Source organism: Pseudomonas pseudonitroreducens (assembly GCF_021603645.1).
GTDB lineage: Bacteria > Pseudomonadota > Gammaproteobacteria > Pseudomonadales > Pseudomonadaceae > Pseudomonas > Pseudomonas pseudonitroreducens.
Genome location: NZ_BQHJ01000006.1, coordinates 334190 through 346990, shown reverse-complemented (window position 1 = coordinate 346990; position 12801 = coordinate 334190). Strand labels below are relative to the sequence as shown.

Genomic DNA, 12801 nt, shown 5'->3' with positions numbered 1-12801 from the left:
TTTTTTCCTTCAGCTCTTCTGCCGCAGCTGTCCCAGTAGCGCCGGGGTCGGATAGCCGTCCGCCGGCGAGCCGACCGACTGCTGGAAGGCCCGGATCGCCTTGCGCGTGTTGGCGCCGATGATCCCGTCCGCGGTGCCCGGTTGATAACCCTGCTGTGCCAGCAGTTGCTGCAACTCGATGCGTTCGGAGCGGCTCAGTGGTGTGTCTTCCAGCGGCCAGCTGCCCGCCAGCCGGCCGCCGCCCTTGAAGCTGTCTGCGAGCAGGCCGACGGCGAGGGCATAGGACGTCGAGTTGTTGTACTTGAGAATGGCGCGGAAGTTCTCCGTTACCAGGAATGCCGGGCCGCGATAGCCGGCGGGCAGCAGCAGCGACACGCTGGCTTGCGGATCGCTCGGCAGGTTGCCGCTGGCCACCTTGATGCCCTGGCGCAACCACTCGCTCATCGGCTTGCGGATGTCCATGTCCGCCTGGGCGTAGTCGAAGCCTTGCGGCAGGCGTACTTCGAACCCCCAGCTCTGGCCGCGCTGCCAGCCTGAGCTCTTCAGGTAATTGGCCGTGGAGGCCAGGGCGTCGGAGGAAGAGCCCCAGATGTCGCGCCGGCCGTCGCCGTCGAAGTCCACGGCAAAGCGGTTGTAGGTGGTGGGGATGAACTGCGTCTGGCCCATGGCGCCGGCCCAGGAGCCGACCATGTTGCTGGCCGGGACGTCGCCGTGCTGGATGATCTGCAGCGCAGCGATCAACTGGTCGCGGCCGAAGTCCGGGCGGCGGCCTTCGTAGGCCAGGGTTGCGAGGGAACGGATGACGTTCTTGCTCCCCATCTGCTGGCCGAAGTTGCTCTCCATGCCCCAGATCGCGACCACGGCTTCACGCTCGACGCCGTAACTGCTCTCGATGCGTTGCAGTGCTTCGGCGTTCTCCAGGGTGCGATCCTGGCCGTTGCGCACGCGCGCAGGCGACACGGCGCTTTCCAGATACTGCCAGACCGGGCGGGTGAACTCGGGCTGGCTGCGATCGGCGGTGACCACCGAGTCATCAGGCTCGATGCCTGCGAACGCAGTGTCGAAGGTTGCCGCGCTGATACCTGCGGCGAGCGCTTGCGCGCGGAAGCCGTCGCGCCACTGGGCGAAGCTCTGCGTGGGTTGCGCATGCTCGCTGGTGGCACCCTTGGCAGGAGGCTCGGTGCAGGAGGTCAGCAGACCGAAGCTGGCCAGGGACAGGACGGCGACGAGCAGGCAGCGTTGGCCGACAACAGATGAAACAGGCTTGCGCATTGCTCTCCTCGGGAACTGGCAGGGAGGGGCCACCTTAGCATGGCCTCTGTGACGCGTCTGCGTTGAGCAGAAATGCAGGGTACGCAGGGTTCGATGGCGCGGCCGGAGGAAAATTCCCAGCGTGGCGAGGCTCCCGTCGGACGGTTCCGCTGATCGCGGCCGCCGGGCAGGGTCCTGACGCGATTTTTCGCGGGCCGGCGCCCGGTGATCCCTGGGTCAGTCCGCTTCTGCTCAAAGGGCGGTGCAGGGGCTATTGCTTGGGCTGGCTGCCGGTTTCCTGGTCGACCTTGGGCGCGCTCTGGTTGAGTTCCTTGAGCATGTCGTCGTACGCGGCGCAGTCGTCCGGGCGCTGTTCGCTGGAGCGGGACTTCTTCAGCTCGGCGAGCTTTTCGTTGAGCTTCTGCGCGCGCTGGGGATCACTGCGGGTGACTTCGGTGACCTTGGCAGCGACCTGCTTGCCCTTGGCTTCGGCTTCCTGGTCGGAGCAGAACGCATGGGCGGAGAGGCTGAAGGGGAGGGCTAGGATGGCGACGATGACGGCAGCTTTCATGATTGGACCTCCAGGTGCGTGGCTGTCCGGTTGAAAGCGAAAGGGCGGGGGAGGTTCAGGTTTTTTAACGTTTTCAGGCCGCCAGAAGCGAAGAAGCCTCCCAATTTCGGGAGGCTTCGCGGCGGTAGCTGCCTTTGCCTTTGAGCGGCTGCTCCTGGCGGCTGCGGAACAGCGGTTGTGCGACCAGGGACTTGGCCTTGTTCGGCCGTTTGGATTTCTTCGCCATCTGTCTTTCCTCGTTGAGGCCGGCGCCGTTGCCGGCGCGCGCATCTTCCGCCTATCTGGCACGCTTGTCCACGCCGTTGGTCTAGCGGCGGGCGGGCCAAGGCAAGCGCAGGCCATTCGGGGCTACGCTGGGGGCAGACCTTTCTGGCAACGCGAACAGGAACGAGGGCAAGGGCGATGAAGTTTCTCTGCATGATCTACTTCGACGAGCGCAAGGCGGCTGAGCTGCCGGAAGCCGAGCTGCGTGGCATCGTCGACGAGTGCATGACCTATAGCGAACAACTGCGGAGCAGCGGCAACTACATCGCGGCCAATGCGCTGTTACCGACACCGACCGCGCGCACGTTACGCGGTCAGGGTGAAAAGCTGGCCGTCACCGACGGACCCTTCGCTGAAACGCGGGAACAGTTGGGTGGCTTCTATCTGATCGAGGCGCAGAGCATCGAGGAGGCCGAGCGCATCGCCGCGAAGATTCCGCCGGGCCGGCTCGGCTGCGTAGAGGTTCGCCAGGTGCGCGAGTGGGAGTGAAACGCTGTGCGGGTCGCGGGCAAGCTCGCTCCTGCAGGGCGCCTTGGAGGGGCTGCGTGATGTAGGGGCGGACTCTGCCCGAGCGCTCCTGAGGCCGGCTCGTGAAGCGCTACAATCAGGCCGAAGGCAGGCTGATGCGCTGGCCGGCGACCAGCAGGGCGAGGCGGGCGAGGCTATTCCAGACGTTGCCGGGCGCCTGGCCCTTGATCTGGGCATCGATCAGTTGGGCGTCCTGCAGCATCTGGTTCCAGCGTTGTGCGGTGTGCCGTTGCAGGGCCTTGCTCATCAGCGGGCGGCGCTTGTCCCAGATCGGCGGGCGACACTGGCTGAAGGCCTTGTCCAGCGGCACGCCCTGGCTGAATTGCTGGGCGAGACTGGCGAGTACGCGGATTTCCCGGGCCAGGGCCCAGAGAATCACCGGCGGTTCGACACCTTCGCCGCGCAGGCCTTCGAGCATGCGCAGGCAGTGTGCGGCTTCGCCGTTGAGGGCGGCATCGATCAGGCCGAAGACATCGAAGCGCGCACTGTCGGCCACGGCCGCCTGCACGGTGTCGGCGTCAATCTGTTGGCCGTCGGCGAGCAGCTTGAGCTTTTCGATCTCCTGGGCGGCGGCCAGCAGGTTGCCTTCGACGCGCGCGGCAATCAGGTCGACCGCCTCCTGGCTGGCAGCGAGGCCGGCCTGGGACAGGCGCTGGCGAATCCACTGTGGCAGTTGGTGCACGTCGATCGGCCAGATCTGGATGAACTGTGCAGCATCGCCGTCGATCAGGGCCTTGGCCCATTTGGTCTTCTGCGTGCTGCCGTCGAGCTTGGGCAGGCTGACCAGCAGGACGGTGTCTTCCGGCGGGCGCTGCAGGTACTCCTGGAGGACCGCCGCGCCCTTGTCACCGGGTTTCCCGGAGGGCAGGCGCAGTTCGATCAGGCGCTTTTCGGCAAACAGTGAGAGGCTGGCGCCCGCTTCGATCAGTTGGCCCCAATCGAAGTTGGCCTCGGCGTTGAACACCTGGCGTTCAGAGAAATCACGCTGACGGCAGGCGGCACGGATGGCATCGCAGGCTTCCTGGCAGAGCAACGGTTCGTCGCCGCTGACCACGTAGACGGGCGCGAGGTTGCCTTGCAGGTGCTTGGCGAGTTGTCCGGGATTGAGCTTCATAATGAGAAAGGGGCCGGTTGGCCGGCCCCTTGTCGCTTACTGTGCTTTCGGGAATTCGATCGGCGACTGCTGCGGTTGAGACTTGGCAGCCTCGTCCGCGGCCTTCATGGCGTCTGCTTCGGCCTTGGCCTTGGCTTCTGCCTTGGCCTGCAGGTCATCGAGCTGGGCCGGGGTGACCATCTGCAGGCGGGTGACCATCTGCTGGACCAGATCACGGCGCATTTCGGCGCGAATCTGCTGGGCTTCCTGGTCGGAGCCGATCAGGTTGTTCTCATCCTGCACGTAGACCTTGCGGACCTGGACCTGGTTGGCGAGCAGCAGCAGGTTGTTGGTGCCGCGAATTTCGTAGCTCAGGGTGTTGGTCAGTTCGTTTTCCGCGCTGCGGGCGGAACTGGTGTAACTGACGCTGCGCTGGGTCACGTCCTCGCGGGCCAGGATCAGGTGGTAGGGCGCGCGGGAGACGACTTTCACGCCGCTGCCTTCAAGCACCTGCTTGAGCTGCGTGACGGTCTCGCCATAGGCGTTTCGCGCACTCACGTCGATTTCCTTGAGCGCAAAGTTCGTATCGCCCAGGCCGCGCAGTTGGAAACCGCAGGCGCTCAGCACGCTGGCCAGGCCGATCAGCGCGAGGCTGGTCAGGATACGTTTCATCAAGCTTCCTCACTCCTGTTGATCCGATATGCCCGTGGCGAAGGTGCCACGGGCGAATGGGTCTTTTCCAGCGTTGCTTTTAGTTGGCGACGATATTGACCAGCTTGCCCGGCACCACGATGACCTTGCGAATGGTCAGGCCGTCGGTGAAGCGCAGGACATTTTCGTTGGCACGGGCGGCTGCCTCGACTTCCTCGCGGCTGGCGCTGGCGGGCATTTCGATGTGGCCGCGCAGCTTGCCGTTGACCTGTACCACGAGTTGCAGGCTGTCCTGCACCAGGGCGGCTTCGTCGACTTGCGGCCAGCTGGCGTCGATCACGGCGCCGTCCTTGCCCAGCTCTTCCCAGACCACGTGGCAGATATGCGGGGTGATCGGGGCCAACAGCAGGGTGACGGTTTCCAGGCCTTCCTGCAGCAGGGCGCGGTCGGCGGCGGATTCGGCCGGGGCCTTCTCCAGCACGTTCATCAGGGTCATCACGGCGGCGATGGCGGTGTTGAACTTGTGGTGCTGGCCGACATCCTGGCTGGCCTGACGAATCGCCAGGTGGATGGCGCGGTGAATGGCCTTCTGTGCATCGTCCAGCGCAGACTTGTCCACGGCGCCGGCAGGGCCTGCATTGACGTGGGCCTGGGCCAGACGCCAGACGCGGCGCAGGAAGCGGTTGGCGCCTTCGATGCCGGAGTCGGACCATTCGCAGCTCATGTCCGGCGGCGAGGCGAACATCATGAACAGGCGGCAGGTGTCGGCGCCGTAGGCGTCGATCATGGCCTGCGGGTCCACGCCGTTGTTCTTGGACTTGGACATCTTCTCGGTGCCGCCGATCTCCACCGGCAGGCCATCGGTCTTCAGGCGTGCGCCGATGACCTTGGCCTTGGCGTCACGCTCGACTTCCACGTCCGCCGGGTTGAACCATTCCTTGCCACCATTGGCGGCAACGCGGTAGTAGGTCTCGGCGACCACCATGCCCTGGGTCAGGAGATTCTTGAACGGCTCGTCGGAGTCGACCAGGCCTTCGTCACGCATCAGCTTGTGGAAGAAGCGCGCATAGAGCAGGTGGAGAATGGCGTGCTCGATGCCGCCGATGTACTGGTCGACCGGCAGCCAGTAGTTGGCGGCCTTCTTGTCCAGCATGCCGTCTTCGAATTGCGGGCAGGCGTAGCGGGCGAAATACCAGGACGACTCGACGAAGGTGTCCATGGTGTCGGTTTCGCGCTTGGCCGGCTGGCCGCATTTAGGGCAACTGCACTCGTAGAACGACGGCAGCTTGGCCAGCGGCGAACCGGCGCCGTCCGGTACGACGTCTTCAGGCAGGACTACCGGCAGTTGGTCGGCCGGCACCGGCACGTCGCCACAGCTGTCGCAGTGGATGATCGGGATCGGGCAGCCCCAGTAGCGCTGGCGGCTGATGCCCCAGTCGCGCAGGCGGAACTGGGTGCGCTGCTGGCCAAGGCTCTTGGCGGCGAGATCGGCGCCGATGGCGTCGAACGCAGCCTGGTAGCCCAGGCCATCGTATTTGCCGGAGTTGACGGTGATGACGCTGTCGTCCTTCAGGCCGTACCACTCTTTCCAGGTGCCGGCTTCGAAGTCGTTGTCGCCTTCGACTTTGGCGATGACCTGGACGATCGGCAGGCCGTACTTGTTGGAGAACTCGAAGTCGCGCTCGTCGTGACCCGGAACCGCCATCACGGCGCCTTCGCCGTAGGTCATCAGGACGTAGTTGGCGATCCACACCGGCAGTTTGTCGCCGGTCAGCGGGTGTTCGACGAACAGGGAAGTGGCGACGCCTTTCTTCTCCTGGGTGGCGATGTCGGCTTCGGCGACGCCGCCGCGCTTGCATTCGTCGATGAACGCCTGCAGCGACGGATCACGCTCGGCGGCCAGGGTGGCCAGCGGATGCTCCGCGGCCACGGCGACGTAGGTGGCGCCCATCAGGGTGTCCGGACGGGTGGTGAAGACCTTCAGCTGGCCGGCTTCACCGATGGAAGCCTGGTCGTAGGGGAAGGCGATCTCCATGCCGCGGGACTTGCCGATCCAGTTGCGCTGCATGGTCTTGACCTGTTCCGGCCAGCCCGGCAGATCGTCGAGGCTGGACAGCAGCTCTTCGGCGTAGGCGGTGATCTTGAAGTAGTACATCGGGATTTCGCGCTTCTCGATCAGCGCGCCCGAACGCCAGCCACGGCCGTCGATGACCTGCTCGTTGGCCAGTACGGTCTGGTCCGCCGGGTCCCAGTTCACGGTGCCGTTCTTGCGGTAGATCACGCCCTTTTCGAACAGGCGGGTGAACAGCCACTGTTCCCAGCGGTAGTAATCCGGCTTGCAGGTGGTGACTTCGCGGGACCAGTCGATGGCCAGGCCCAGGCTGTTGAGCTGGGCCTTCATGTAGGCGATGTTGTCGTAGGTCCAGGCTGCCGGTGCGACGTTGTTCTTCATCGCGGCGTTTTCCGCCGGCATGCCGAAGGCGTCCCAGCCCATCGGCTGCAGGACGTTCTTGCCCTGCATGCGGTGGTAGCGGCTGATCACGTCGCCGATGGTGTAGTTGCGCACATGCCCCATGTGTAGCTTGCCGCTCGGATACGGGAACATCGACAGGCAGTAGAACTTCTCCTTGGCAGCGACTTCGTCGACGCGGAAGGAGTTGTGTTCATTCCAGTAGGTCTGGGCCTGGGATTCGATCTCGAGAGGCTGGTATTGCTCGTGCATGGCGCGATTTGAACCTGTACGGAAGAGAATTGTGTGGCCGGGGAGGTCGAGTGGCTCTCCGCTCCACCGACCCCTGAGAAGACACGGGTCGGGCGGCTACAGAAAGCCTCGTAGCATACATGACCCCACCCACAGTCGGTAGCCCGCGCCGTTTGTCGCACGCTCGGTGCCCGCTGGGGTGGCCCGCTAAGCTTTGCCTGAGGGCGGGAGGTTTCCGCCTGTCTTGAGGTGACTGATGGCTGAGCTGCATCGCGCAAGTGCTTCGGGTTCCGGTCTGTATGAACGGTTGTTGCAACGACTCGCGCTGGCTCTGGATGAAGCCGATACCGCCGAGCGACTACGTGACGAATGCCCCATGGAGCTGGAGTTGCGCGGCCTGAGCGAAGCGGAAATGGCGCTGATCCGGGCTTATCTCGAGCAGGATGTGAACTGGTTGCGCGGCTGGCATGCCGCGGCTGAAGAGTTGGCATTGCTGGAGCGCTCGTCTTCCCGCGCCCCGCGCCCGGTACGTCATCCCGTGCCGCCGAGCCGCCCGCGCCTGGTGCCTCGTCCGCAATCGCTGCAATGCGCGCTGTGTGGCTCGCCGGTGGCCTGGAGTCGCCACCAGGGTGTGCTGCCCTGCACCTCCTGCGGTTCACAGCTGTTCCGCAACGCGAAAGCACGCTGAGCGTTTCCCGATCCGTTAGGCTTGGCGCCTCGACAAGGAGTCGCCAATGCCTATCCGCTTCATCCTCAAACAGATTTTCATGCCGCCGGGACTACTCCTGCTGCTGTTGCTCCTGGGCTTCTTGCTGCGCCGGCGCTATCCGCGTTTTTCTCTTTTCTGCTTCTTTTCCGGGTTCCTCGGCCTGCTGCTGATGAGCCTGCCGGTGACGGTGGAGTGGGGCGCGCGACAGCTGGAACAGCAGGAGCCGCTGAAGCAGACGGACTGGGCGGGGTTGGCGCAGCGCGCTGACGCCATCGTGGTGCTGGGTGCCGGCCGAGTGCGCGGGGATCGTGCCTGGGGCGAGGACCAGCCCGGCCTGATGGCCCGCGAACGTATTCGCTACGCCGCGCGCCTGGCCAAGGCCAGCGGCCTGCCGGTACTGGTCTCTGGCGGGCTGCATTACGACACGCCGCCTTCCGAAGCGCGGATCATGGCGCAGAGCCTGCTGGACGACTATGGCGTGCCGGTGCGCTGGGAGGAGGGGCGTAGCCGCACGACCTGGGAGAATGCGCTGTTCAGCGCGCAGATGCTGCGCGAGGCCGGTATCCAGCGAGTGGTATTGGTCACCAGCGCCATTCACATGCCGCGTTCGATCTGGAGCTTCGAGAAGGCCGGATTGGAAGTGCTGCCGGCGCCTGCGGGCTACATCGGTACGGATGATGTGGTGCCCATGGGCGGCTGGCTGCCGGAAGGCCGGGCGATCTGGCAGAGCGGGCAATTGCTCAACGAGGCGATCGGGCTGGTGGGGTATCGGTTGTTTTACCGATAGCTGGCTTTAGGTAGGAGCGGACTTCGTCCGCGATGGTTTCAGGCGCGAGGCGGACCGATCGCGGACGGAGTCCGCTCCTACGCAGGTTTTTGCCTTATCCCAAGAAGAAGGGCCTCGCAATGAGGCCCTTTTTCGTGGGAGTCAGCCGAACAGTCGGCGTTCTTCCGGGTGCGTGCGACGGCGTACCAGGGCCCACACCAGCAACACGGCGCTGAGGATCGCCAGCGGCCAGACGCGCCACTTCAGGTAGGGCGTCAGGCCCTGCATCGGTACCACTTCGCCGTGCAGCACGCCTTGCTGGAACTGCGGGATCTGTACTGCCAGCTTGCCGAACGGGTCGATCAGCGCGGTGACGCCGTTGTTGGTGCCGCGGACCATCCAGCGCCCGGCTTCCAGGGCACGCATCTGCGCCATCTGCAGGTGCTGCAACGGGCCGATGGAGGTGCCGAACCAGGCGTCGTTGCTGATCGTCAGCAGCAGTTGGCTCTGTGCGGCGAGCTCGGCGGCGAATTCCGGATAGACCACTTCGTAGCAGATGTACGGTGCCACGGAATAGCCCTTGGCCTTGAGCAGCGGCTGGTCGGCCGGACCGCGGGCGAAGTCGGACATGGGCAGATCGAAGAAGGCGATCAGACCGCGCAGCACGTCCTGCAGCGGAACGTATTCGCCGAAGGGCACCAGTTTCTGCTTGAGGTAGTTGCCGCCGCCTTCGCCGACCACGGTGATGCCGTTGTAGTAGCGGATGCCCTCGGCAGTCTTCTCGCGCACCGGCACGCCAGTGATGAGTGCGGCCTTCTTGGCGCTGGCGACGCCGTTGATCATCTCCAGGTAGCCGGTGGCCTGGTCCTTGAGCACCGGCACGGCGGTTTCCGGCCAGACGATCAGGTCAACGCCGCTCTGCTCGGCGGTCAGGTCGCGGTACAGCTCCAGCTGGTGAGTGATGGCTTTCGGGTCCCACTTCATTTCCTGGGCGATGTTGCCCTGCAGCGCGGCGACCTTCAGCGCTGCTCCGGCGGGGCTGGTCCAGGCGTGGCCTTTGTAGCCCAGCCCCACGGCCCAGGGCGCGATCAGCAGGATCAGGCCGGCGACCAGGCGCGCCGGGCGTCGGCTCAGTGCCGGGATATTGATGATCAGCGCAGCGCTCAGGGCAATGGCGAACGACACCAGCCATACGCCGCCCAGGGGGGCGAGGCCGGCCAGCGGACCTTCCAGCTGGCTGTAGCCAGCGTAGAGCCAGGGGAAACCGGTGAGGAACCAGCTGCGGAACAGTTCCAGCACTACCCACAGCGCGGCGAAGGCCAGCGCATCGCTGATCGGGGCGTTGTTGCGGCGCAAGAAGCGCGCCCAGACCCAGGCCGGCAGGGCGAAGAAGAAGGCTACACCGGCACTGAAACCGGCCACCAGGAAGCCGGCCAGTGGCCCGGAGGCGCCGCCGAAGTTATGGATGCTGAAGTAGATCCAGCTGGTGCCGGCGATGAAGGCGCCGAAGCCGTACCACCAGCCGCGCCACAGTGCCGAGCCAGCGGTGGTACCACGCAGGCCGAGGTAGAACAGGGCCAGCGACAGCACCGCCAGCGGCCAGTAGCCGAACGGTGCCAGGAACAGCGGAGTGAGCGCGCCGGCGGCCAGGGCGAGCAGATGGCCTGGCAGGCCGGGGCGGGTGATCCAGCGCATCGGAAATCCTTGTTGCGTTTTAGCGATGCGCAAGAGTAATGGAGAGACGAACGGTAGGCTATGGGGATGAAAGCCAAAAGCCATGAGCCGACTGCGGCAGGGTGTTGCAGGAAAGGTCCGAGCTGATTGTAGGAGCGAGCTTGCCCGCGAACGACCCCGCAGCGGAGTTGGTTCGCGAGGCCGAATCCGTTCCCTGCGGATAACGGCATTTCCCACATCCCTGTGGGGCGCAAGCTCGCTCCTGCCTGGCCTGCCCCTTAGTCTTGCAGCGGGGTGAGGCGCAGCAGGTGCAGTCGGCGACTGTCCGCGTTGAGCACGCGGAAGCGGAAGCCGCCCAGCTCGGTGGTTTCGTTGCGCTTGGGCAGGTGACCGAAGGCGCTCATCACCACGCCGCCGACGGTGTCGAACTCTTCGTCGGAGAACTCCGCGCCGAAGAAGTCGTTGAAGGCTTCTACCGGGGTCAGTGCCTTGACGATGAAATCGCCGCTGGGCAGTGGCTTGATGTAGCTGTCCTCCTCGACGTCGTGCTCGTCCTCGATATCGCCGACGATCTGCTCCAGCACGTCCTCGATGGTCACCAACCCCGCCACGCCGCCGTACTCGTCGATGACGATGGCCATGTGGTTGTGGTTGGCACGGAACTCGCGCAGCAGCACGTTGAGTCGCTTGGATTCCGGGACGAAGGTGGCCGGCCGCAGCAGGTCCTTGATATTGAAGGCGTGTGCGTTGTCGTGAAGGATCAGCGGCAACAGGTCCTTGGCCAGCAGCACCCCCATGACGTCGTCCAGGCTCTCGCCGACCACGGGGTAGCGCGAGTGCGCCGCCTCGATGATCGCCGGGAGGAACTCGCGCGGGGTCTGGGTGGCCTTGATGCTGATCATCTGCGAGCGCGGCACCATGATGTCGCGGACCTGGAGGTCCGCTACCTGGATTGCGCCTTCGACGATGGACAACGCTTCGCTGTCGAGCAGCTTGTTGTCGTGGGCTTCGCGCAGCAGCTCGAGGAGCTCCTGGCGGTTTCTCGGCTCATGGGCAAAAGCCTGGGTGATCTTGTCCAACCACGACTTGTGCCCATTGCTCGATCGGTCTTCGCTCATCATTCCTGCTCAGTGGCTTTTATTCTTCATCGGCCGCGTACGGGTCGGGGTGACCCAGTTCGGCCAGCAATTCCCGTTCCAGACCTTCCATTTCCTCGGCTTCCACATCGTCGATGTGATCGTAGCCGAGCAGGTGGAGGCAGCCATGGATGACGAGGTGGGCCCAGTGGGCCTGCACGGACTTGCCCTGTTCGGCGGCCTCGCGGGTGACCACGGGGGCGCAGATCACCAGGTCGCCGAGCAGCGGGATATCCAGCAGCTCATCGGGAACATCGGCGGGGAAGGACAGTACGTTGGTGGCGTAGTCCTTGTGCCGCCAGGTCTTGTTCAGTTCGCGCCCTTCGGCTTCGTCCACCAGGCGGATGGTGAGTTCAGAATCATTCTGGCGCTGGCGCAGGGCCAGTTCGCACCAGGCTCTGAACTCGGCCTCGCTTGGCAGGCCGGCCGCTTCGGAGGCGACCTGCAGGTCCAGTTCAAGCATTCTTGTTGCCCTGGCCTTCTATGCCGGTCAGACGGTTCTCATAGGCGTCGTAGGCATCGACGATGCGCTGCACCAGCGGGTGGCGCACGACGTCCTTGGACTTGAAGTGGGTGAAGCTGATGCCGGGGACGTCGCGCAGCACTTCCATCACGTGCTTGAGGCCCGAGCGGGTGCCCTTGGGCAGGTCGACCTGGGTGACGTCGCCGGTGATCACCGCGGTGGAGCCGAAGCCGATCCGAGTGAGGAACATCTTCATCTGTTCCATCGTGGTGTTCTGGCTTTCGTCGAGGATGATGAAGCTGTTGCTCAGCGTGCGGCCGCGCATGTAGGCGAGCGGTGCGACCTCGATGACCTGGCGTTCGATCAGCTTGGCCACGGTCTCGAAGCCGAGCATCTCGTACAGCGCGTCGTAGAGCGGGCGCAGATAGGGGTCGATCTTCTGCGACAGGTCGCCGGGCAGGAAGCCGAGCTTCTCGCCGGCTTCCACCGCCGGGCGCACCAGCAGGATGCGGCGGATCTGCTCGCGCTCCAGGGCGTCCACGGCGCAGGCGACGGCAAGGTAGGTCTTGCCGGTGCCGGCTGGGCCGATGCCGAAGTTGATGTCGTGGTCGAGGATCGCCTTGACGTAGCGCTGCTGGTTCGCGCCGCGCGGACGGATGTGTGCCTGGCGGGTCTTGAGCGTCACCAGCGGGACGACGGGCTCGGCGGCGAGTTCTTCCAGGCCGGACTCCTGCAGGAACAGGTGCACCAGGTCGGGCGTCATCTCGGTGCCGTTCTGCACTTCGCGGTAGAGGCGCTGCAGGAGGTTCTCGGCGGCCTGGGTGCGCTCGGGGTCGCCGACCAGTTCGAACTGGTTGCCGCGGTTGCGGATCTCGATGCCGAGGCGCTTCTCGATCTGGTGCAGGTGTTCGTCGAACTGGCCGCACAGGTTGGCGAAGCTACGGGCCTCGAAGGGCTCGAGCATGAATCGATGGATATCCAGGGGGGCGTTCAA

At 64.9% G+C, this 12801-nt stretch carries 13 protein-coding genes; 3 read left to right on the top strand and 10 right to left on the bottom strand.

The window, feature by feature from the left end; translation table 11 throughout:
* Nucleotides 1-9: 9 nt before the first annotated feature.
* The 3 genes from L6D89_RS17005 to arfA all read right to left on the bottom strand — a co-directional run bounded on the left by L6D89_RS17005 (nt 10) and on the right by arfA (nt 2048).
* A complete protein-coding gene (locus tag L6D89_RS17005; RefSeq protein WP_236200584.1) occupies nt 10-1272 on the bottom strand; it encodes a lytic murein transglycosylase in 1263 nt (420 codons plus the stop codon).
* Between the two features lie 250 nt (nt 1273-1522).
* Entirely contained in the window at nt 1523-1822 is a 300-nt protein-coding gene (locus tag L6D89_RS17000; protein ID WP_236200583.1) for a hypothetical protein, read from the bottom strand.
* A 73-nt stretch (nt 1823-1895) separates the two neighbouring features.
* On the bottom strand, nt 1896-2048 hold the full coding sequence (gene arfA, locus L6D89_RS16995; protein WP_045215115.1) for an alternative ribosome rescue factor ArfA: 153 nt from the start codon (nt 2046-2048) through the stop codon (nt 1896-1898).
* A gap of 176 nt (nt 2049-2224) precedes the next feature.
* Between arfA and L6D89_RS16990 the strand changes: the two genes are divergently transcribed.
* Nucleotides 2225-2575, top strand: a complete 351-nt coding sequence (locus L6D89_RS16990; protein WP_236200582.1) for a YciI family protein — start codon at nt 2225-2227, stop codon at nt 2573-2575.
* 115 nt (nt 2576-2690) lie between these two features.
* Here L6D89_RS16990 and holA read toward each other — a convergent pair whose 3' ends face one another.
* The 3 genes from holA to leuS all read right to left on the bottom strand — a co-directional run bounded on the left by holA (nt 2691) and on the right by leuS (nt 7080).
* The gene (gene holA, locus L6D89_RS16985) at nt 2691-3728 is read right to left on the bottom strand and encodes a DNA polymerase III subunit delta (protein ID WP_236172437.1); all 1038 of its coding nucleotides are present in this window, start codon (nt 3726-3728) and stop codon (nt 2691-2693) included.
* A gap of 36 nt (nt 3729-3764) precedes the next feature.
* Nucleotides 3765-4379 (bottom strand): LPS-assembly lipoprotein LptE, encoded by a 615-nt coding sequence (locus tag L6D89_RS16980; RefSeq protein WP_236200581.1) that lies wholly within the window; start codon nt 4377-4379, stop codon nt 3765-3767.
* Nucleotides 4380-4458: 79 nt separating this feature from the next.
* The gene (leuS, locus tag L6D89_RS16975) at nt 4459-7080 is read right to left on the bottom strand and encodes a leucine--tRNA ligase (RefSeq protein ID WP_236200580.1); all 2622 of its coding nucleotides are present in this window, start codon (nt 7078-7080) and stop codon (nt 4459-4461) included.
* A 235-nt stretch (nt 7081-7315) separates the two neighbouring features.
* Here leuS and L6D89_RS16970 point away from each other — a divergent pair, with 235 nt between their 5' ends.
* Entirely contained in the window at nt 7316-7747 is a 432-nt protein-coding gene (locus L6D89_RS16970; RefSeq protein WP_236172440.1) for a hypothetical protein, read from the top strand.
* Between the two features lie 46 nt (nt 7748-7793).
* Entirely contained in the window at nt 7794-8555 is a 762-nt protein-coding gene (locus L6D89_RS16965) for a YdcF family protein (protein WP_236200579.1), read from the top strand.
* Nucleotides 8556-8696: 141 nt separating this feature from the next.
* Here the strand turns inward: L6D89_RS16965 and lnt are convergent, their stop codons facing one another.
* The 4 genes from lnt to L6D89_RS16945 all read right to left on the bottom strand — a co-directional run bounded on the left by lnt (nt 8697) and on the right by L6D89_RS16945 (nt 12801).
* On the bottom strand, nt 8697-10229 hold the full coding sequence (gene lnt, locus L6D89_RS16960; protein WP_236172442.1) for an apolipoprotein N-acyltransferase: 1533 nt from the start codon (nt 10227-10229) through the stop codon (nt 8697-8699).
* A 257-nt stretch (nt 10230-10486) separates the two neighbouring features.
* Complete coding sequence (locus tag L6D89_RS16955; RefSeq protein ID WP_169942182.1) at nt 10487-11326, bottom strand: HlyC/CorC family transporter; 840 nt, start codon at nt 11324-11326, stop codon at nt 10487-10489.
* A 19-nt stretch (nt 11327-11345) separates the two neighbouring features.
* Nucleotides 11346-11807, bottom strand: coding sequence for an rRNA maturation RNase YbeY (ybeY, locus tag L6D89_RS16950; protein WP_236200578.1), 462 nt, complete (start codon nt 11805-11807; stop codon nt 11346-11348).
* Entirely contained in the window at nt 11800-12801 is a 1002-nt protein-coding gene (locus tag L6D89_RS16945) for a PhoH family protein (RefSeq protein WP_236172444.1), read from the bottom strand. The genes ybeY and L6D89_RS16945 overlap by 8 nt, the downstream gene beginning before the upstream one ends.

Bases quoted from the DNA above. Each gene is read 5' to 3' on its own strand.
- L6D89_RS16970 (WP_236172440.1), top strand. From the start codon at position 7,316: ATGGCTGAGCTGCATCGCGCAAGTGCTTCGGGTTCCGGTCTGTATGAA.
- leuS (WP_236200580.1), bottom strand. From the start codon at position 7,080: ATGCACGAGCAATACCAGCCTCTCGAGATCGAATCCCAGGCCCAGACC.
- L6D89_RS17000 (WP_236200583.1), bottom strand. From the start codon at position 1,822: ATGAAAGCTGCCGTCATCGTCGCCATCCTAGCCCTCCCCTTCAGCCTC.
- L6D89_RS16965 (WP_236200579.1), top strand. From the start codon at position 7,794: ATGCCTATCCGCTTCATCCTCAAACAGATTTTCATGCCGCCGGGACTA.
- L6D89_RS16955 (WP_169942182.1), bottom strand. From the start codon at position 11,326: ATGAGCGAAGACCGATCGAGCAATGGGCACAAGTCGTGGTTGGACAAG.
- L6D89_RS17005 (WP_236200584.1), bottom strand. From the start codon at position 1,272: ATGCGCAAGCCTGTTTCATCTGTTGTCGGCCAACGCTGCCTGCTCGTC.
- arfA (WP_045215115.1), bottom strand. From the start codon at position 2,048: ATGGCGAAGAAATCCAAACGGCCGAACAAGGCCAAGTCCCTGGTCGCA.
- lnt (WP_236172442.1), bottom strand. From the start codon at position 10,229: ATGCGCTGGATCACCCGCCCCGGCCTGCCAGGCCATCTGCTCGCCCTG.
- L6D89_RS16980 (WP_236200581.1), bottom strand. From the start codon at position 4,379: ATGAAACGTATCCTGACCAGCCTCGCGCTGATCGGCCTGGCCAGCGTG.
- L6D89_RS16990 (WP_236200582.1), top strand. From the start codon at position 2,225: ATGAAGTTTCTCTGCATGATCTACTTCGACGAGCGCAAGGCGGCTGAG.
- ybeY (WP_236200578.1), bottom strand. From the start codon at position 11,807: ATGCTTGAACTGGACCTGCAGGTCGCCTCCGAAGCGGCCGGCCTGCCA.
- holA (WP_236172437.1), bottom strand. From the start codon at position 3,728: ATGAAGCTCAATCCCGGACAACTCGCCAAGCACCTGCAAGGCAACCTC.